This window comes from Vreelandella mediterranea, from assembly GCF_970647075.1.
In genome coordinates this window covers 2,933,632-2,954,212 of the sequence record NZ_OZ310198.1, presented here as the reverse complement: position 1 = coordinate 2,954,212, position 20,581 = coordinate 2,933,632, and the positions used below count along the sequence as shown (strand labels likewise).

Sequence of the window (20,581 nt, the reverse complement as noted above, 5' to 3'; positions counted from 1 at the left end):
AGACAAGCATCAAGTGATTCGCGATAATACCGCGATCGTACGTTGTATTAGTGTACCCAAGCCATGAACGCATTGCATGGTCACCTGCAGGCTTAGCCGGAGAGCGCGTTGATTTTATTTCGGTACTTGACTCGTGAAGTGTTACTCACCATGTCGGCGGTGGCCGGCATTTTGTTGCTGGTCATCATGGGTAGCCGCTTCATTCGCTACTTCGCCGATGCCGCCGAGGGCGATTTTCCCGTCACCATTCTGGGCAGTTTGATGTTTTATCACCTGCCCGGGTTCATGGAGCTGATTCTGCCGTTGGCGTTTTTTCTCGGCATTCTGCTCGCCTACGGCCAGCTCTATATGAATAGCGAAATCACCGTGATGGTCGCCTGCGGCATGAGCCCCACGCGCCTTTTGCGGGTAACGCTGCTGCCGGCCTCGGTCGTGGCCGTGCTGGTGGGGCTTTGCAGCCTGTGGCTCACCCCGGCCGGCGCGCTGTTGACCGACGCCACCATCGAGGAGCAGCGCAGCCGTTTGGATGTCTCGGTGCTCGCCCCCGGGCGCTTTCAGTCCTTTGGCGGCGGGCGCACGGCGTATATCAGCGATTTCAACAGCGACGGCACCGAAATGCAGGAAGTGCTGGTGCACGAGCAGGCCAACCCGGATAGCGACAGCCCGCACAGCTACATCACCCGGGCGCGCGCGGGCCACCAGGAGACCCGAATGGAGACCGGCAGCCGCTTTCTGGTGCTGGAAGAGGGCGAACGCTACGGCGTCACCCCCGGGCGCCAGGCCGCCGAGCGGCTGGTGTTCGATCGCTACACGCTGCGGTTGGGGCTCAGCCGCGAACGCCAGGAACTCGATTCACTGGAATACGCCACCACGGCGGATCTATGGCGCGAGCCCGGGCCGCGCGCCCAGGCGCAGTTTCAGTGGCGGGCGGGGCTTCCGCTGATGGTGTTCGTGCTGGCGCTGCTGGCCCAGCCGCTCTCCCAGGTCAACCCGCGCCAAGGGCGGTTCGCCAAGCTCTTGCCGGCGGTATTTTTGTACGTCGCCTATTTAAGCCTGCTGCTGGCCGCCGTGGATGCCATCGGCAGCGGTACTCTCGCCACCACGGTAGGGGTGTGGCCGGTGCATGGGCTCTTTTTGGGGCTCGGGTGTCTGCTGATCTGGCGCTCGCAACGTAAAGGAATGCGCTAATGCTCAGTATTTTAACGCCGGCGGATCGTTTGGACCGCTACATCGCCCGCAACATACTGGGCGCTATCGTCATCGTACAGATCGTGCTGCTGGGCCTGGATATAACCCTGGCCTACATTGGCGACCTGGGCGACACCCAGGGGAATTACTCGGCGCTGGACGTGCTTTTGTATCTTGGCATGCGCCTGCCCTGGCGGTTTTATCAATACGCCCCGGTGGCGGTGCTGATCGGCGCACTGATCGGCCTGGGCACCATGGCCTCCAGCAACGAGCTGACCGTGATGCGCGCGGCCGGGCGCTCGCTTGCGCGTATCGTCTGGGGCGTGATGAAGCCGGTGCTGTTAGTGGTAGCGGTAGTGCTGCTGGTGGCGGAGTTCGTCAGCCCCCGAACCGAGCAGTTCGCCGAAGCCTGGCGGCTGGAGCAGCGCCAGGGGGAAGGTACCATGCTCACAAGCCGCAGCGGCTGGCAGTTCGAGGGTGACAGCGTCTACCGTTTTGGCGCCATTCGCGCCGACAACGTGGTGCTCGATTTGACGCGCTACCGTTTCGAAGAGCGCCGCCTGGTCGAAGCGACCCGTGCTGAGCGCGCTTACTGGGAAGAGGGCGTTTGGCAGTTGGAGGCCGTGAACACCACGCGCATTTATGACGACCACACCGAGTCCGAGTACGTGCCCCAGGCGATGTGGGAAACCGCGCTAACCCCCACCCAGTTGGAGCGGCTTTTACGCGATATCGAAAGCCAGGCGCCCAGCGAGCTGTGGGCCTACGCCAACTTCCTGCAAAGCCAGGGGCTTAACGCCGAGCAGCCCTTGCTCTACTTCTGGCAGAAGGTGTTGATGCCGCTGACCATGGCCTCGCTGGTCCTCATTGCCGCCTCGTTCGTTTTCGGGCCGCTGCGCACCGTAGCCGCCGGCACCCGGGTTTTCTACGGGGTCGTCACCGGGCTCGTTTTCAAGTACGTGCAGGATCTGCTGGCGCCGGCTTCCAGTATCTTTGGTTTCTCGCCGGTATGGGCGGTGCTGGTGCCTACGTTGGCGTGTGCCGTCGTTGGGGGCTACTTCCTGCACCGAAACGGCTAACCGCTTAAAAGATTCGAAAAGCCGGGTACCCAAAAGTGGCCCGGCTTTTTTTGTGCGATTTTTTCAATCCTGGGCCTGGGCGCTAACGTACTGTATTGGTTTTATAAAACGCGAGGTAACTAAAAACGCTTAACAAAAGCGACTGATTTTTACTTGATAAGATGTATGCGAATCATTTACATTCGGTTTATGCATTTTATGAGGTGATGTCATGTACGTGTGCATGTGCAAGGGTGTGACCGACCATCAAATTCGCCAGCAGGTGAGCGACGGCGCGCGTAGCTTTCGCGACGTGCGCGAAGCCACCGGCTGCGCGACCCAGTGCGGCAAGTGTGCCTGCCTTGCCAAATCCATTACCCGTGAAGCGATTTACGACGAGCGCCAGCAAGCCGATATGGGTCTCGCTTACGCCGTATGACGCGAATCACTATTGTTTAAGTTGCTTTTAGCAAACAACTGATTTGTTTGAATTTTTAGCTTGCTCCTTTATACTCTCAGTCATCCGGGAGTATGCCTTGTGGGCCGCTGCTCCTTTAATGACGTAACTGCTTGATTGTCCGAAAAACCTTTTACGACAAAAAGAGCGCACGCACAAAGAAGGTGATATATGAAAGGCGATCCCAAGGTTATTCAACATCTCAATATCGCACTGGGTAACGAACTCGTTGCGATCAACCAGTACTTTTTGCACGCCAAAATGTACAAGGACTGGGGCCTGAAGGCGCTGGCCAAGTGGGAATACGACGAATCCATCGAAGAGATGCAGCACGCTGACAAGATCATCGAGCGCATCCTGTTTTTGGAAGGGCTGCCCAACCTGCAGGACCTGGGCAAGCTGCATATCGGTGAAAACGTCAAGGAAATGCTCGAGTGCGATCTCAAGATCGAACACGACGGCCGTAACGACTACATCGAAGCCATCACCTACTGCGAAAGCGTGAAAGATTACGTGACCCGCGACATGCTGCGCGATTTGCTGGCCGATGAAGAAGAGCACATCGACCACATCGAAACCGAGCTCAGCTTGATCGATAAAGTCGGTGTCCAGAACTACATGCTGCGCCAGATGCAAATGGCCGGCGAAAACGAATAAACCTTCGTTTAGCCCAAAAAAACCCCGAACCAGGTTCGGGGTTTTTTTATGGGCGACCCTTTATTTGGACGGGTCGACCTGCTCGGTTTGCGCCCCGGAGTTGGGTTTGGCGCCCCCCAGGCTTGGCTCTTGGCCCAGCGGCTCCGGCGTATTCTTGATCGAGTACTGGCTGCGCCCGTCAAGCGAAGGTCCTTCGCCCCAGCGGCCTTTCGGTGCGTCCTTATCGAGCAGGGTGTTCAGGTAGTAGTAGGAGTGCTCGGTCGCCTCGTGCTCTTCCGGCGTCGAGTTGGGAATCGGTAACTGCGCTTCCATTCCACCCAGCTCCTCGATGATGGCCAGCCACTGCTGCTGGTGATAGGTATCCCGGGCGATCAAAAACGACAGGAAGTCCTTCATGCCGTGATCGTCGGTCCAGTTATAAAGACGCGTGGCCAGAACGCGTCCGCCGGATTCCGCCGCCACGTTGGCCATCATGTCCGCGCCGATATTGCCGGTGGCGTACACGTGGCTCATATCAAAAGGCACGCCGTTGGCGTTGACCGGCATGGCCGAAAGGCCCGATGACAGCAGGTGGCGCGGGTTTGCGCCGCCCAGGATGGCGTTCATCACCGGGTCCTTGGCGGTTTCTTCCTGATAGGAAACCGGCGCGCCTTCCAGATTGAGCGCAACGGCATGGCCCAGCATCTCGATGTGCGATAGCTCTTCGGTGGCGGTCGACATCAGCATGTCACGAATACGGTCATCGCCGCGGGCGCCCATCGCCTGGAAGAAATACTGCATGGCCACGCGAATTTCGCCCTCGATACCACCAATCGCCTGTTGTAGCAGCATGGCGAACTGGGGGTTGGGCTTGTCGACCTTGACCGGGTACTGAAGTTTGGATGAATGATGAAACATGATTACTCTCCTTAGTCGTTTGCCAAGGGGTTCCTTGGTCATTACTCCGGCGACTCTTTGTTCAGTAAATGTTCAATAAAAATGAACGTTTACTATTGAACAAGCAGTGCGGAGTAACTGGCTTTTACGTTTCGTCAAAATGTAGTGCTTCCTGCCTTTCTCAGCCTGGCACATAAGAAGAGATATTCGAGTATTAATCGCCATTATTGTTTGAGTAGTTTATTTTTAATTTAAATCAAATGTTTATAATATATTTAGTTTGATTTATGTTATGCGTTTAGGTGTATTTAATTAATGTTAGTTGGTTTCAATATTGTCTATAACTATCAATGCGCTGCTCTTTTAGTCTAAATTAAGTTGGCTGTTTTTATGTTAAGAAGTTAATACAGGTTAATTACTTCTGATGCTTTAGACGATGTCGTGAAGTCTGGCTTGGCGATGAGAGCACGACACTAAAAGTACTTTTTAAAAGTATTCTTTAAAAGTACTTTTAAAAAAACCGCCCGGCGGTATTAACCGTCGAGCGGGCTGGAGCTGGATCTAACGCTGGGAGAGGAGGTTAGCGGTTCTGTGCTGCGAAGGCGTCAGATCCTTCGAACGCCGCGACCGGCTCGTCCACGGAGAAGGTCGCCCGGCTCAGGCGGCGTACGCGCTTCATGAACAGCGCGATGCACACCAGCGTGCCAAGTGCGGCCACTACGTAGCTCATCTGCAGCGGAAGGCCGAACCCGATCGGCGCGAAGGCCAGGTAGGTAAAGGTCGCCATGGTCATGAAGACCGCAGGAATCGCCGTGATCAGGTAGGGCTTGCGTGACAACACCAGATACATGGTGCCCACCCACAGGGCGATCACCGCGGTGGTCTGGTTGGCCCAGGAGAAGTAGCGCCATAGCAGGGTGAAGTCCATGTGGGTCAGCGCGTAGGAAATCACGAACAGCGGCAGGGCGATCATGATGCGCTTGGCGATCGGCTTCTGGGCGATTTTTAGGTAGTCGGCAATGATCATGCGCGCACTGCGAAACGCGGTGTCACCGGAGGTGATCGGCAGCACGATAACGCCCAGAATGGCCAGCGTACCGCCCACGGCGCCCAGCATCGTGGTCGAGACTTCGCTCACCACGGCGGCAGGGCCACCGGCGGCGAGTACGTCAGACAGCGTCTGGTCGCCGTAGAATAGGCTCATGGCGGCGGCGGCCCAGATCATCGCGATCACGCCTTCGGTAATCATCATGCCGTAGAAGATACGGCGCCCGTTGGATTCGTTCTCCGTGGTGCGTGAAATGATCGGCGTTTGCGTGGCGTGAAAGCCGGAAAGCGCGCCGCAGGAGATCGTTAAAAACAGCAGCGGGAAGATCGGGGCGCCTTCCGGGTGCATGTTGGCAAACGAGAGCTCCGGAATCGGCGCGCCGGTCACGATCAAGCCAATGCCAATACCCGCGGCGCTAAAGAGCAACAGCGCGCCAAAGTAGGGGTATACCCGGCCGATCACTTTATCGATCGGCAACAGCGTGGCGATCAGGTAGTAGGCAAAAATCGCCAGCGTAATGCCCACCAGCGAAAGCGAGGTCATGTTCGCCAAAAGCGTCGCGGGGGAGGTCACGAATACCGTGCCCACCAGTAACAGCAGCAGCAGCGCAAAGCCGTTGACCACGTGTTTCATCGCCTTGCCCAAAAACTTGCCCGCCAGTTGCGGCAGGTGGGCGCCGTGGTTACGAATCGAGATCATGCCGGTCAGGTAGTCGTGCACCGCACCGGCAAAAATGCAGCCGATCACGATCCACACAAAAGCCACGGGGCCGTAAAGCGCGCCCAGAATCGGCCCGAAAATAGGCCCCACACCCGCGATGTTAAGAAGCTGAATGAGTGAGTTACGCGTGGTGTTCATCGGCACGTAGTCGATGTTGTCGCGCATGCTAAAAGCCGGTGTCGGACGCTTTCGGTCGGCGACGAACACGCGGTCAACGAACTTGCCGTAGGTAAAGTACCCTATTATTAGCAGCAGTATCGAGGCGATGAAGGTGATCATTGGGGGCACCCGGTGGTGGTCGGTGGCAAGGGGGAACGGGCGGGGCAGCAGGCGTTAGGCACGGCTGGCCTGCCCAAGCCTGCGAATGTATCTGTTCGCGGCGGGATTCGCTCTACGACTTTAGTTTCCCTTGCCGGGCCACGGGGCTTTATAACGCAAAACGGGCAGCCATGGGCTGCCCGTTTTCGATTCACACGAGTGCGAAGATTAGGACGTGGGGGTAACGCCACACAGCATGCGGGCACCGCCGCCGCCCAGATGCGGCTCGTCTTCGTAGGTGTCGCCACCTTCATGAATGATCAAGGCGCGGTCGGTCATGTCGTCCATGCTCAAGCGCGGCGCGAGTACCGGAAGGTTCGCTTCGCCGTCTTCGTTCACCGTGAGGACCGGAAGGTCGCCCAGGTGGCCTTCGCCGTAGGGGCCCTGGTGGGTATCGGTTTCTTCCGGGTCGTAGTGACCACCGGCGGCCTGGGCGGCGGTCATCTCGCCGTCGTCATCCTCGGCGGGTTCGCAGCTCGGGTTCTGGTGCAGGTGGAAGCCGTAAATGCCGGGCTCCAGGTCGGTAATGGAGGGCGTCAGCAGCACGCCGCCGAACTCCGAGCTTTCTTCGATAGTCACGGTGCCCAGCGCTTCTTCTACGCCGTCGGCGGTGACTTCGTGCATGTTTACTTCCAGCGAGTCGCTGGTTTGGGCATGGGCAGCGCCTGCTAGTAGAAGGGCCGCTGCAATACCGGTAAGAGGGGTTGCTAAACGCATGTGGTTTCTCCTTTCCTGTTCCATGGAAGCCCCGAAGGGTGCCTTTACAAGGTAGCTGCTTGGCGCCGGTGGCGCCAACGTGGCCGAGGGTTATTATCCTGGCCGGGTGACAACCGCCGGCGAAGCCGCGACAATAGCGCCACTTTTTTTGCGGGGAAGGCCATGGCGGCGTTACGCATTCTTTATCAGGACGAGCACCTGGTGGCGCTGCACAAGCCCGCCGGGCTTTTGGTGCACCGCTCCAAACTCGCCCGGGGAGAAACCACCTTCCTGCTACAAATGCTGCGCGACCAGCTGGGCCAGCGGGTCTATCCGGTTCATCGGCTGGACCGGCCGACCTCCGGGGTGATGGTCATGGCGCTCTCTTCCGAGGCCGCGAGCAAGCTAAGTCAGGCGTTCAACGAGCGCGTGGTGGAAAAACGCTACCTGGCGGTGGTGCGCGGCAAGGCGCCGGACGCCGAGACCCTCGACTACCCGCTGCGCGAAGAGGACGGCACCCGCCCCAAGGCGGAAATGCCCGCCCTGGCCGCGCGCACCGATATCACACGGCTGGACAGTGTGGAACTGCCGGTGCAGGTCGACCGCTACCCGGTGGCGCGCTACTCGCTGGTCGAGGCGCGCCCGCTGACCGGGCGGCGCCATCAAATACGCCGCCACCTGTCCCGCCGCGGCTACCCCATCATTGGCGATGCCAAACACGGTAAAAGCGTACACAATCGCTTTTTCGCCGAGCAGCTTGACGCCCCACGGCTATTGCTGGCGGCCAGCCACCTGGCGTTCGACCACCCGTTCCAGTCGGACCGCTTGAGCATCGGCTGCGCGCTGGACCCGGTGATGACCGCGCTTTTCGAGCAGTTGGGTTGGGCCGGGCACCTGCCGCTGGATGGCGTCCGTCTTGAGGCGCTAACACCGGATACCGACGCGACCCCGGCACGTTAACCCAATATTTGCTCTAACCGAACATTGATAGAGAGTTTGCCATGTCGACCGACTATGACTTCCGCTTTGGCGGCATTCGCCGCCTTTACGGCCAGCGCGCAGCCACTGCCTTTCGTCACGCCCACGTGGTGGTGGTCGGCGTGGGCGGGGTGGGCAGCTGGACGGTCGAGGCGCTGGCGCGCTCAGGAGTTGGCAAGCTCACGCTGATCGACCTGGACGACGTCTGCGTCTCCAACGTCAACCGCCAGCTTCACGCCCTCGATGGCACCATCGGCCAGCCCAAGGTCGCGGTGCTGGCTGAGCGCTGTCGCTTGATCAACCCCGACATCGACATCATCGCCGATACCGCGTTTGTGACCCCGACGAACCTGTTTGATCGCATTCCTGATGATGCCGACCACGTGGTTGACGCCATCGACAGCGTGATCGCCAAGGCCGCGCTGATCGCCTGGTGCAAGCGGCGCAAGATCCCCATTACCGTGACGGGAGCGGCCGGCGGTCAAACCGACCCCACGCGCATTCAGGTAGCGGATCTCACCCGCACCGAGCACGACCCGCTCCTTTCCAAAGTGCGCTCGCGCCTGCGTCGGGACTACCACTTCTCGCGCAACCCCAAGCGGCGCTTTTCGGTCGAGTGCGTCTACTCCGACGAACAGCTGGTCTACCCAAGCGCGGACGGCGAAGTGTGCCTACAAAAGCCCGGCAGCGGGGATGCCACCCGGCTGGACTGCGCCTCCGGCTTTGGCGCCGCCACCTTCGTCACCGGCACCTTTGGCTTCGTGGCGGCTTCCAAAGTGCTGGAGCGCCTGGCGAAAAAAGCGGCGTCCGAGCCCCGGCCAGCCGGCGTTTAAAGGCAAAAAAACACCGCGCCACCCGCAAAGGGTAGCGCGGCGAGACGTTCATCCGCGTGGGCGATCGAGCGCGCTTAAAAAGGAGCGCTCGCGACTTATCCGCTATAGATCCCGAAGGGGAGCCCAAGGGCATACCAGACAAAGTAGAGCAGCGACCACCCGGCGAGCACCGCCAGCGAGAAGGGCATGGCCGAGGTGAGCAGGTTGCCCAGCGTGAACGAGCGGTTATAAAGGTGGATAACCGCCAGAATGAGCGGCAAATAAGGGTTGATGGGCGAAATCGGGTTGGTGGACGAGTCGGCGATACGGTACGCCGCTTGAATGGCCTCCGGTTCCAGCCCCAGTAGCATGAGCATGGGCAGGAAAATGGGCGCCAGCAGCGCCCACTGCGCCGAGCCGCTATAGAAGAACAGGTTGACCAGCGCGGCCAACAGGATAAAGCCCGCCACCACTACCAGCGCCGGCATGTTGATCTGGGTTAGCCAGTCGGCGCCGTTGACCGCGGTGACGATCGCCAGGTTCGACCAGTTAAAGATAGCGATGAACTGGGCCACCATAAAGACGATGACGATGAACCCGCACATGTCCCGCATGGCCTCTTCCATCAGTTTGGGCACATCGCTTGGCCGCTTGATCGTGCCTACCATCACGCCGTAAACCACCCCGCAAAGAATGAAAAACAGCATGATGAGCGGCACCAGACCATTCATGAAAGGCGAGGGCAAAAGCCCCCCATCCGGGTTACGCAGCCCCGAGCTTGCGGGCAGCACCAGCAGTAAAATCGCCGCTACGTAGGCCAGCGCCGTAAGCCCCGTATAGCGCAGCGCCCGGCGTTCAAGGCCGCTTAGCGGCGCGGTATGGGCCTGGTCTTCCACCTCATGCTCGGGTCGAAAGCGCTCGAGCATGGGCTCGACGTAGCGGTTATTCATGACGGTGATGATCAGCGTGATTAGCGGTACCGACGCACACATGAAAAACCAGTTCGACACGACGCTGACTTCATAACCGGGCCGGACGCTCTGAACCACTTCGGTCGAGATGCCTGAAAGCAAAAGGTCCGTACCGGCAATGAAGAAATTGGCGCTAAACCCGGCAAACACCGAGACGAAGGAAACAATGATGCCGGCGATGGGGTTGCGCCCGGCGGTCTTGAACATGATGGCCGCCAACGGCGGAATCAAAAACACCGCCGCGTCGGACACGAGATTGCCGATAATCGAGGTGATGATCACCGCCGGCGTTATAAAGCGCGGCGACACGCCGCTGAGCATACGCTTGATCGCCGCATCGGCCAGCCCGGTTTTTTGAATCATACCCAGCGCCAGGATCATGACCAATACCAACCCCAGCGGGCGAAAGCTCGTAAAGTTGGTGATCGCGTTGGTCAGCATGAAGCGCAACCCCTCCCAGCCAAGCAGGGAGCGTACTTGAATCAGCTCCTCGGTGGCTGGGTGGACGACCGGCTCGACCCATACGCTCATCAGTGCCGAGAGCACCAGGGCGATGACGAACAGGCCAAAAAACATGATGAAGGGGTGGGGCAGCGCATCCGCCATGCGCGCAATACGATCCATCACCCCGCCACGCCCCGCGTGGCCGGTATTGTGCTGTTGCATAATGATTCTCCAAACGACGCGTTTACTGGGCGGCGAGCTCGCGCTGCACCATGTGAACGAAGAAGGAGGCGCCGGTTGGAATGATGGTGTCGTTAAAGTCGTAGCTTACGTTATGAACGCTGACCCCGCCGGTTTCGCCCTCCAACCCGTTGCCCAGCAGCAGGTAGCAGCCCGACACGGCATTGAGCATGAACGAAAAGTCTTCGCTGCCAGAAAGCGGCTGGCAGTTGGCGTTCACTTTTTCCGCGCCGACGACCTCCTGGGCGACCTCGGCGGCCAGCGCGTAGGCCTGGCTATCGTTGACGGTGGCCGGGTAGCTGCCCGGGCGAACGGTCAGCGTCGCCGTGGCGCCAAAGGCACTGGCGCTACTTTCGACCAGCGTTTTAAGACGCGCCAACGCGTGCTGGCGGACTTTCTCGTCGAAGGTGCGCAAGCAGCCCATCATGCTGGCGCTGCCGGGGATCACGTTGAATGTCCCGCTGCCGGCATGCAGGTCGGTAAAGGAAAGTACCGCCGACTCCAGCGGTGACGTATTGCGGCTCACGATGGTTTGGGCGCCGCTGATGATCGCGCTGATCACCGGCATCGGGTCGACGGTATGCTCGGGCATCGCCGCATGGCCGCCTTTGCCCTGAATCTCGATGGTGAAGCGGTCAGAACCGGCCATCAGGGCACCATCGCGTAGCCACAGCTCGCCCAGCGGCACGCCGGGCATATTGTGTAGCCCATAGACTCGCTCGCAGGGGAAGCGCGTAAAAAGTCCGTCGTCGATCATGACCTTGGCACCGGCAAGCCCCTCTTCCGCGGGCTGAAAAATAAAGTGTACGGTGCCCGCAAAGTCGCGGTGCTGAGCAAGATACCAGGCCGCCGCCAGCAGCATGGTGGTGTGGCCATCGTGACCGCAGCCGTGCATTTTGCCGGGGGTTTTCGAGGCGTACTCGAAGGTGTTGGCTTCGGTCATCGCCAGCGCGTCCATATCACCGCGCAAACCGATGGCGCGGGATGAAGGCGTGTTGCCGCGCAGTACGCCCACCACGCCGGTGCCGCCAATGCCGGTATGCACCTCGTCGAACCCCCAGGCGTTGAGCTTGTCGGCTACCAGTTGGGCGGTGCGTTGCTCTTCAAAGCCAAGCTCGGGGTGCTGGTGAATATCCCGGCGCCAGGCGGTAAATTCAGCGTTGTTCTCTACAATAGCGTCGATCATTAGCGTTTCCTGATTGCCATTTTGTAATGAGGGCGTTCTTTTGAGCACCCCATCTATCGCTTTTTTAGCTATTAATCACTTTATATTGGCGTGTCTAGGCGGTTACAGTGACTTATAGATATCAGGCTATGAGTAAATGTTATGGCTCACCGCGGCTTTACCGATGCGCAAATCGAAGCCTTCATGTGGATCGTCAAAACCCGTAGCGCGACCGACGCGGCGCAAAAAATGCTCGTTTCCCAGCCTGCGATCAGCCGTATGATCAAACAGCTGGAAGAGCGGCTGGGCTTTGCGCTGTTCGAGCGCCACCACAACCGGCTGCTGCCCACGCGCCGGGGCACGCTGTTTTATGACGAAGTAGAGCGGGTCTACCTGGGGCTTAGCCATCTGCGCCAGTTTGCGGACCGCCTCAAGGAACGGCCGGCCGGCCAGCTACGGGTCGTGAGCATGCCATCGTTTGCCATGGCGGTGTTTCCCGGCGCCTCCACACAGCTGGCCGAGATGTTTCCCGAACTGGAAATCAGCCTCTACTCGTTTCGCTCCTATCAAATCCCCGAAGACATGGTGGCCCAGCGCTTCGATTTCGGCATCACCACCGACCCCCGCGCCGACCCCCGCTATCAAAGCTATCGCTATAAGCTGCCGGGCATTTGCGTGATCCCAAGCGATCACCCGCTAACGGCCAAGGCAGTGATCGATATCGAAGACTTGCAGGATGAAGCGCTGATCTGCGGCGAACCCGGCGAGCAGAGTCAGCGCATGATTACCCAAGAGCTTGACGCTAACGGCATCACGCTTCGTAAGATGTGGAGCGTTTCGCTCGGCGAGATGGCGACACGGCTGGTCGCCAACGGCACGGGTCTGGCCATCCTCAACAGCGTATCCGCCTTCGATGCGAAGCGTCACGGTGTCGAAACGCGGCCAATCAGTTTTTCCATCGATTACGACTTCCAAATCATCATGCCGTTGGAAAAAAACGTTGAGGGAGAAGTGAACCACGTCAACCGTGCGCTAAAGCAGCTGGTCGAAGAGCAGATGCGGCAAAGCCTTGCCCTGCTGGGTGCCCGCCGCCAAGCCTGGCAGCTTCATGCCGAATAAATTACCCCACTGTAAGGAGTTTCTATGCAAGCCCCCGTTCCCGGCATTTACCGCCACTATAAAGGCGCACTTTACGAGGTGCTTGGCACCGCTCGGCATAGCGAAAGCGAAGAAGAGCTGGTCGTTTATCGCGCACTGTACGGTGAGTACGGCCTCTGGGTGCGTCCGCTCGAGATGTTCAATGAGCACGTCTCGATCGAAGGACGCGACCAACCGCGCTTCGCTCTGGAGAAGGCTTTTTAGTCAAGTTTACTTCGATTATGTAAGCGATTTCTTACATTTGTGTAAGTGATTCGCTCCTTGTAGCGGATACGTTTGCGCTTGTCGCCCAGGTCGTTATTCTCGTCATTCTCTAGTGACGGGTTAAGAGGCAAGGAGCAGCGTAATGGCAAAAGGAAAAGGGCTTCAATTCACTCTCACGCTTGCGGGCGTGGATGGCGTCGCGGTCATCGACTTCACCCACCGCGAGGCGCTCTCCGAGCCCTTCGAGCTGACGCTGAACGTCGCCAGCCGCGAAGGCGACCTGGACGCTTCCGAGCTTCTTGACCGCGAAGCCACGCTGACCGTCTGGCAGGACGGCGAGCCGCTGCGCCGGGTCCACGGCATCATCAGCGAGTTCGGCCGGGGGGATCGTGGCCACCGGCGCACCTTCTACTCGCTGACACTGCGCCCGGCGCTCTGGCGCACCTCGCTGCGCCAGAACTCGCGCATCTTCCAGAAGGTCGACCCGCTCACCATCATCAACACCCTGCTGGACGAGCGCGGTATTACGGACGTGGCGTTCGCCGTCAGTCGCGAACCCCTCGAGCGCGAATACTGCGTGCAGTACCGCGAGACGGATCTCACCTTCATCGAGCGCCTCGCCGCCGAGGAGGGCCTGTTCTATTTCCACGAGTTCGAGGACAGCGAGGGCGGCGCCCACCGGCTGGTGTTCTCCGATGACCCGCAGGTGCTGACGAACCTGGGCGAGCGCACCTACCACAGCCGCGCCGGCGGCACGCCCCCCACCCGCCACGTGCGCAAGCTGAGCCACACCGCCCGGGTCGCCGCCGCCAGCGCCCAGCTCAAGGACTACAGCTTCAAGAACCCGGCCTACGCCCAGCTTCACGATCACATGGGCGATGACGTCGCCGAGCACGGCCAGCAGACCGACTACGAGCACTTTGACTACCCCGGCCGCTACAAGGAAGACGCCTCCGGCAAGCCCTTCACTCGCATCCGCCTGGAGCACCTGCGCCGCAACGCCACCACGGCCAGCGCCCAAAGCGATTTGCCCGAGTTCGCCCCCGGCGCGCGCTTCACGCTGACCGACCACGACACCGAAAGCCTCAACCGGGACTGGCAGGTGGTCGCGGTGCACCACGCCGGCGAGCAGCCCCAGGCGCTGGAAGAGGACAGCATCAGCGCCAGCGACACCGGCGGCATGACCCGCTACGTCAACCAGGTCACGCTAATGCCAGGCGACGCCGCCTGGCGCGCCACGCCCAACCCCAAGCCAAGCGTCGATGGCCCCCAGGTGGCGTTTGTGGTCGGCCCGGAAGGCGAAGAGATTCACTGCGATGAGCACGGTCGGGTCAAGGTCCAGTTCCCCTGGGACCGCTACGCCGAGCCGGATGACACCGCCAGCTGCTGGGTGCGCGTCTCCCAGGGCTGGGCCGGCGGCGGTTACGGCAGCATTGCACTGCCACGCATCGGCCACGAGGTGATCGTTTCGTTTCTGGAAGGTGACCCGGACCAGCCGCTGGTCACCGGGCGCACGTACCACGCGGTCAACCAGCCGCCCTACGATTTACCGGCGAACAAGACCCGCACGGTGCTGCGCACGCAAAGCCACAAGGCCGAAGGCTTCAACGAACTGCGCTTCGAGGACGAGGCGGGCGAGGAACAGATCTGGGTCCACGCCCAGAAGGACCTGGAGCTTCTGACGCTCAACGACCGCACCGAGGAGATCGAAAACGACAGCTTCCTGAACGTCAAAAACGACCGTATCAGCGAGGTCGATCACAATGATCATCACACGGTGCACGGCGACCGCTTCGAACATGGCGAAGGCGATCAGCACTTCACCGTGCAGGGCAGCCTGCACCTCAACGCCGGCCAGGCCTGGCTCAGCGAAAGCGGCCGCGAACTCCACATCAAGGCCGGTCACAAGGTCGTGCTGGAAGCGGGCAGCGAGATCACCCTCAACGCGGGCGGCAGCTTCATCAAGCTGGATGGCGGTGGCATTACCATCGTCGGGCCGACAGTGAAGGTGAATGCGGGGGGCAGTCCGGGTAATGGGACCGGGCAGGCGGCGCAGCCACCATTACTGCCCGGTCATACCAGGGAGGAGGAGCATACAGACGTCACCATAGGTCCCATTTTTGGTAAACGCTTGGATCAGGCGATGGCGGATGGCATACCGTTAGTCGAGCTGTGCCAGCTTCAAAAGGACAACTCCTGTCCGCTCTCGGATTGCCCATGCAAGAACAAGGCAGCGCCATGAATATTATTAGTGCTCTTTCACTCAAAGAGTTACTGAGTAGCTCCGACCAAAGCACGTATTGGCTAATATTGGAAGAGACAGGCAACACGCTTGCGTCGTTATATAGTCGTTTCGGAATAATTGACTATGAACTTCTGTTTCTTAAGACGCGCTACTCCGGCTTTCTCAAAAGAAGCCCTATCGTGCTTCCCGTCAACCAGGATTCTCGGCAAATCCTCGAGGCGTTTGCCTCTGATGCAAGAACCGCTATCGCGCCTGGTGTGATGGTCAGAAGCAGTGAGCCTCGCCAAAAAGTGCTTGACCATTTGCGAAAGTGTTTAAGTGTTAAGTTTTATGGCAACCGCAAAGGAATGATGCGCTTTTATCATCCTGATGTTGCCGCTTTGCTCTTTTCGAACATGTCGGAAGTCAGTGATCAGTGGTTCGGCCCACTCGATAGGTGGGTATGGCAAGGGGCTGAGCTTAATATGCCACTTGGAGATAAACTTCCTTGGCAAGCGGTAACACGCAATACAAAGACGGTGGTCCAGGAAAACTTACCTGAGGGCTCCCTTTCGCTGACTAAGTCACAGGAACAAGCACTGGAGCGCTATATAAGAATTACCAGTGTATTCCAGCAATATCGCAAGCCTCATGAGTCATTCGATGATCTAGCGGTTAGAAAAAGATTTCTTGAAAGTGAATTAGCCAATCAATTGCTGGCTATGGATTTAACCTATGATAATCGGCGGGATAAAACCGCTAGCGGTTCAGCAAGGAGCTACTCATGAGCCAGGAATTAAGTCGTCACAAGGCATGTGAAGAGCCCAAACTCTATATTCAAGTCTTGGGCACCAATCATCCCGATGCTCACCGCTTTGTTTTTTATGATGAGCAGGATGAGCAAGAAATCTCTGCGCTGACCGAAGCGGTAGAAGAGGAAGACCTGCCCGACCCACTCAGTCGAATTCATAGTTGGGAGTGGGAGGATGAACCTACGCGTAATGTCTGGTTGGAAATCAACAGCAGCGAGGGTGGTCCTATACGAGTGCCACTTTTCAATGGCGTGAATGAAACTCCCTGGCAGGAGAGCGAGTACACCACAGCTTACCAGCATTATGTTGTTCAGCCGGTTGTCCCCCTTGCCTTCTGGGAGTCACTTATCGACGACGCTCATCATGCAATGCCCTGCCGCAGTGGTTTCCTTTATATTAGCTATAGAAGTTCTTTATGGCGGGAAATCGAGGTGGCCATTACGGATGATGACGAATGGCTATTTCGGGACGTCAACCTGGCCCAGTATCGCGATGGAAGCGGCATATTTACGGAAGAGAACCAGCGACCGGCAACCGGGCAGGAACTAAAGGAAATCTGGCTACCTGCTCGCCAAGCGATGGGGTGGCTCAGCAGTGCCGTCAAGGTGGCGTTTTCTGATGTCCAGTGGTCGGCGGCACGATTAAACCGGCTGGAGGAAGACGCTGACGCACTGAATCAACGCTTCCAGTCAGTCTCATTGCATCGACCCGAAGAACGTGTCTCGAGAGGACGACTACTCTTGCCGGAAGTATTACCCGAGCAGCGGGCAAGAACTCCTTGCCTGGAGTACCAAATTGCTCACCCGCCGCTATGGGTAAACGATTTGGCGGGCAATGATGTGTCGGCGGTGTATCAGGAGGCGTTAAGCGAGCAGCAAAGCCTGGCGGAAGGCGGCTCCGACGCAGTAAATAACGCCTGGGGCATCAACCGTGAAAACTCGCCGCTGCGTTACGATGTAGGGCTGCGCGCAAGCGCAGTCGAAGTGGTCAATCAACAATACCGTGGCGAACGGGCCCCAGACGGCTCTGAAACCGTAGAAGGCGACACGGCCAATGCTGAAGCCTGGGAGGGACTACCTTCAGGAACAGATGTTTTAGCCGACGCCCGTGAGCGCAGTATTCCGGGGCTGGTAATCGATGATCCTCTGTTTGAGCTTCGCCATGCCATGAGCCAAATGCAGTTTGCCCAGGGCTACCTTGCTTCACTGTTAGAACGTTGTGCAGTTCACCCACACTACCGTAGCGCACTCCTTATCCAGAAACGTGTTATACCGGAAAATATCGGCGGGGAGAGTAATCCGAATCACGACTTTGCTTCTGAAGAAGAGCTTAGCTATTTAGGAGGATTGTTTCATACATGCGTTGCCACCTTGGCGCGGGATATTGCCCACCGGTGCTGGGAGTTCCATCAGTCACGGTTGGCCTCTTTAATAGGTAACGCTACCTATCAACAAGCGTTGGTCGATTACTTCAGCCTGGAGGGAGTGGATTATTTAAGTGGTTTTAGCTTTTCCGAGCAATGCCTGACGCTGCTCAGCATGGACCGTAAGCGAGTCGATACGTTATATGAAGAGTCGATGACGACTCTATTTCAGACGCCAAACAGAGACAATGCCCCGCAGACGGTAGTAAGTATCATGGAAGAAGGCAGTTCGCAGCTTCTCCATGCCATGTGCTTTCCTGAGACTGAGGCCCACCCCGTTGAAAAGCCGTTCGTCCTGCCCGAAGACGAAACCAATGATGGCACGGGAAAGTTTCGTCCCAAGGCGCTGTCGGATCTGAATGGGCTGGGAGAGGAAGCGCTGGAGGATAGTCAAACCGTAGAAGTGTCGCTGCTTGCCGCATCCGCGCGCTTTGATGCCATCGGCGAGCTAAACCGCTGGTCAGGCGCCATGGATAATGTGTTTGGCCGTATCGCAGAGAGCGGTAAACAGGCACTTTCTCAGGTAGCAGATAAAAGTGAAATGATTAGCATGAATGCCCGTATGTATATGCCGGCTTTCAATGCGGCGCGGGGAGCGCTTTATACTCAGTTAGGGGATTTAACCTTGGATGCCTTGGGCAACAAGGACCTGAATGGCTATGTCGTCGTAGGTGTTGAAGATGTTCAAAGCGGGTTAAAATTTGGTCTGGATGATGCTGAACGCGATTATATAGGGCGCAACAACCATAAAAGATTTTATGGTCAAATTTACCGGACTTCTGATGGAACGCTGCTTGGAGGAACGAATAAAGCAAGAATTGAGTCATTAAAAGACGTTGGTGAGGCGCGCGAGATGCGATTTGTCTTTGCTCCGGCGGACTCAAAGGCGGCAGAGTATATAAGAACCGGGCGGCGGCGGATAGGGTTTGCTGAACGGGCCATTAGTAGGGTTAAATTGCCTTACATATTGCTGATTTTTCAAGGGTTTAACTTGAGTCATGCTTCTTTTTCTTTAGATTCTGAAATGGGGTTTAAAGATGGGTTGAGTCTAGTTAATGCACAGCTAGATCTTGGCTTGGCTACCCTGAATTTAAGTGACTATATTGCCAGACGCCATCAAGCACCTCAAGCTATTGCGGGAGTAAGCAAATTTAGCCAAAAAGTGCTTTGGCGAAGTGGTCAAACTAATTTTATCACCGCACTATTTCCTAAGTTGATCCGAGTCAATTGGCTAGCTTCTAAAGGGGCGGGCGTGCTTTCCGTAACTGCAATGCTGGTGGAGGCGACGGAGCGTTATCAGTATGGAGATAACGACGCTGCGATTGCCTTTGGTTTTGCCACGGCAGGCGCCGTGATGACTGTGCTTGCTTTTTCCGGCCCGGTGGGCTGGGTTGGGCTGGCCTTGCTGGTAAGTGGTGCCGTCATAGGTACCCTGCTAACCGACGGCCCCTTTGTACAGTGGCTCAAGAACGGCCCCTTTGGCGCGCAACGTGAGGCGGCCCCTTGGTTGCTAGAGCCTGAAGAGGCTTACTATCGGCTTCAAAGCTTGCTGGCCGACATTTCCATCAGCGCGCGCCGCCTTACCCCGCAAGAGCAAGCTGCTTTACGTGCGGATGTAGCCATGACTCATAACAGGCCCAACCCATCATCAATTTTAATGGGCGAACTTTGGCAGAGGCAGCTTCAGGCAAGTAGTGTCAACACTGTGATTGAGGTGCAAAGCGCCCTGCCAGGCATGGGGATTGAATTGCAGGATGTGGCAGTAATAGGCCTGTTCGAATCTCAAGTGAGTGATGCGGATCTCGGGAGTAATACGCGCCCCGTAAATGTTATCCCCACGCTGACCCAGTTATCCGCTAATAAAATCAATTATTATATACATACTCCAGAGAATCATCTGAGTGGTCTTGTTTTCATCCGTTATGGGCTGGAGGTGAGTATCCAGTTTCGTAAAAGCGTGCATGTGCCGTTTGAGGTTGACGAGTTCTATCCGGCCCCTGAACCATTGGATGAAATGCCGAGGGGTTTGGATAATGTATTTAATAGAGAGTCTCTGAATAAAGATTATTGGAAAACGGAGTCGATATATGTCTAATCCTATAGATGACCATGACGTATATACTGAAACTGCTTATATCCCCAAAAAACGCATAGAGTGGGAGCATGACAATACCGACCGTGAGAAAATAATAGGGACGCCTTGGAAATGGTATAAACGCACGCAGGATAATGCCCCCAGTGACGAGTATAACGGCGCTAGCGCTAAAGCATCGGAGAACTGGGTGAAGGAGAAAGCTCGGCGTTTCAAGAATGGTGATAACTTGTTTAAAGTAATGCGTGTTATCTATAATCATGAATCCATCATGCCACCAAATTTCAGTTTTATTTCACAAGTTTTTGTTGTGTGTATGGCTTTTGGTAAAGGAGGAGCGTTTTTTTTTCCTGCATCGTACTGTTTTTTTTTATTAGTGTTTTTTTTAAAATTTTTATTTGGGGGGTGGGGTTGGGATGATGTTTTAAATCAGATAATGGCCGTAGGTGTTATCTTCTTTTATACAACTTTAGTGTCGCTAGTTGTTTGGAAAGGGGGTAGGCTTCTTGAGCAAAAATTCCCCCGATTTTTATACCATATGCGCAAGGCTCCTCTCTGGCAGCTCAATCGCCAAACGGGCCTATTTACGGTGTATAACCCCAAAAAAGCCTGGGAGGAGCGGGTGTCGGCACCTTTTTACGAGTTTGATGCCTATCTTGAAAGCGCGCCGGATACCCAAGGTAGCCCTACTTATTCGCTGATGCTCTACCACCCTGAAACGGGGCTTCGTCAGAAACTGGATGCTCAGTTTCCGCCTACCAATATGCCCGGTGAGTTGGTGGCCGCATGGCAGTTTATCCAACGCTATATGGATATTTCCCAGCCGCTACCAGATGTCCCCGCTCTGGAAATACACCGTCACAAAGACCCTACCACGGCAGCCGCTGACCAGCGCAAAGGTCGCAACCCGCGTTACTGGCGAGATATGAGCGAAGCCGAGGTAGAGAAAATTCAGGAAGATAAGTACCAGAAGAACATTCGTTTGCGCTAAGGCAATTGCGCACAATAGGGCAGACACTAAAAAGTGTGCTCTGCCCGAA

At 57.2% G+C, this 20,581-nt stretch carries 17 protein-coding genes; 12 read left to right on the top strand and 5 right to left on the bottom strand.

Going from position 1 to position 20,581, the window contains the following annotated elements; genetic code table 11:
• The first annotated feature begins 108 nt into the window (after positions 1-108).
• From lptF to bfr, 4 genes are all read left to right on the top strand, one after another.
• Entirely contained in the window at positions 109-1,188 is a 1,080-nt protein-coding gene (gene lptF / locus ACWFVE_RS13490) for an LPS export ABC transporter permease LptF (protein ID WP_447529782.1), read from the top strand.
• The gene (gene lptG, locus ACWFVE_RS13485) at positions 1,188-2,267 is read left to right on the top strand and encodes an LPS export ABC transporter permease LptG (RefSeq protein WP_447529781.1); all 1,080 of its coding nucleotides are present in this window, start codon (positions 1,188-1,190) and stop codon (positions 2,265-2,267) included. The genes lptF and lptG overlap by 1 nt, the downstream gene beginning before the upstream one ends.
• Before the next feature lie 211 nt (positions 2,268-2,478).
• A complete protein-coding gene (locus ACWFVE_RS13480) occupies positions 2,479-2,685 on the top strand; it encodes a bacterioferritin-associated ferredoxin (protein WP_447529780.1) in 207 nt (68 codons plus the stop codon).
• A 189-nt stretch (positions 2,686-2,874) separates the two neighbouring features.
• A complete protein-coding gene (gene bfr / locus ACWFVE_RS13475) occupies positions 2,875-3,360 on the top strand; it encodes a bacterioferritin (RefSeq protein ID WP_447529779.1) in 486 nt (161 codons plus the stop codon).
• Between the two features lie 60 nt (positions 3,361-3,420).
• On the opposite strand, the gene ACWFVE_RS13470 is transcribed toward bfr, so the two are convergent.
• The 3 genes from ACWFVE_RS13470 to sodC form a co-directional block, all read right to left on the bottom strand.
• Entirely contained in the window at positions 3,421-4,257 is an 837-nt protein-coding gene (locus ACWFVE_RS13470; RefSeq protein ID WP_447529778.1) for a manganese catalase family protein, read from the bottom strand.
• A gap of 559 nt (positions 4,258-4,816) precedes the next feature.
• Positions 4,817-6,283 (bottom strand): carbon starvation CstA family protein, encoded by a 1,467-nt coding sequence (locus ACWFVE_RS13465; protein ID WP_447529777.1) that lies wholly within the window; start codon positions 6,281-6,283, stop codon positions 4,817-4,819.
• 207 nt (positions 6,284-6,490) lie between these two features.
• Positions 6,491-7,039 (bottom strand): superoxide dismutase [Cu-Zn] SodC, encoded by a 549-nt coding sequence (sodC, locus tag ACWFVE_RS13460; protein WP_447529776.1) that lies wholly within the window; start codon positions 7,037-7,039, stop codon positions 6,491-6,493.
• 162 nt (positions 7,040-7,201) lie between these two features.
• On the opposite strand from sodC, the gene ACWFVE_RS13455 reads away from it, so the two are divergent.
• A complete protein-coding gene (locus tag ACWFVE_RS13455) occupies positions 7,202-7,978 on the top strand; it encodes a pseudouridine synthase (protein WP_447529775.1) in 777 nt (258 codons plus the stop codon).
• A 41-nt stretch (positions 7,979-8,019) separates the two neighbouring features.
• The gene (tcdA, locus tag ACWFVE_RS13450) at positions 8,020-8,829 is read left to right on the top strand and encodes a tRNA cyclic N6-threonylcarbamoyladenosine(37) synthase TcdA (RefSeq protein WP_447529774.1); all 810 of its coding nucleotides are present in this window, start codon (positions 8,020-8,022) and stop codon (positions 8,827-8,829) included.
• Positions 8,830-8,924: 95 nt separating this feature from the next.
• Here the strand turns inward: tcdA and ACWFVE_RS13445 are convergent, their stop codons facing one another.
• Positions 8,925-10,445, bottom strand: coding sequence for an AbgT family transporter (locus ACWFVE_RS13445; protein ID WP_447529773.1), 1,521 nt, complete (start codon positions 10,443-10,445; stop codon positions 8,925-8,927).
• 22 nt (positions 10,446-10,467) lie between these two features.
• A complete protein-coding gene (locus ACWFVE_RS13440) occupies positions 10,468-11,649 on the bottom strand; it encodes a M20 aminoacylase family protein (protein ID WP_447529772.1) in 1,182 nt (393 codons plus the stop codon).
• Between the two features lie 141 nt (positions 11,650-11,790).
• On the opposite strand from ACWFVE_RS13440, the gene ACWFVE_RS13435 reads away from it, so the two are divergent.
• The 6 genes from ACWFVE_RS13435 to ACWFVE_RS13410 all read left to right on the top strand — a co-directional run bounded on the left by ACWFVE_RS13435 (position 11,791) and on the right by ACWFVE_RS13410 (position 20,532).
• The gene (locus tag ACWFVE_RS13435; protein WP_447529771.1) at positions 11,791-12,747 is read left to right on the top strand and encodes a LysR substrate-binding domain-containing protein; all 957 of its coding nucleotides are present in this window, start codon (positions 11,791-11,793) and stop codon (positions 12,745-12,747) included.
• A gap of 24 nt (positions 12,748-12,771) precedes the next feature.
• The gene (locus tag ACWFVE_RS13430; protein WP_447529770.1) at positions 12,772-12,990 is read left to right on the top strand and encodes a DUF1653 domain-containing protein; all 219 of its coding nucleotides are present in this window, start codon (positions 12,772-12,774) and stop codon (positions 12,988-12,990) included.
• Positions 12,991-13,132: 142 nt separating this feature from the next.
• Positions 13,133-15,232, top strand: coding sequence for a type VI secretion system Vgr family protein (locus ACWFVE_RS13425; protein WP_447529769.1), 2,100 nt, complete (start codon positions 13,133-13,135; stop codon positions 15,230-15,232).
• Positions 15,208-16,002 (top strand): DUF4123 domain-containing protein, encoded by a 795-nt coding sequence (locus tag ACWFVE_RS13420; RefSeq protein WP_447529768.1) that lies wholly within the window; start codon positions 15,208-15,210, stop codon positions 16,000-16,002. The genes ACWFVE_RS13425 and ACWFVE_RS13420 overlap by 25 nt, the downstream gene beginning before the upstream one ends.
• Complete coding sequence (locus tag ACWFVE_RS13415; protein WP_447529767.1) at positions 15,999-19,544, top strand: hypothetical protein; 3,546 nt, start codon at positions 15,999-16,001, stop codon at positions 19,542-19,544. Before ACWFVE_RS13420 ends, ACWFVE_RS13415 begins: the two co-directional genes overlap by 4 nt.
• On the top strand, positions 19,537-20,532 hold the full coding sequence (locus ACWFVE_RS13410) for a hypothetical protein (protein ID WP_447529766.1): 996 nt from the start codon (positions 19,537-19,539) through the stop codon (positions 20,530-20,532). The genes ACWFVE_RS13415 and ACWFVE_RS13410 overlap by 8 nt, the downstream gene beginning before the upstream one ends.
• The last annotated feature ends 49 nt before the right edge of the window (positions 20,533-20,581 follow it).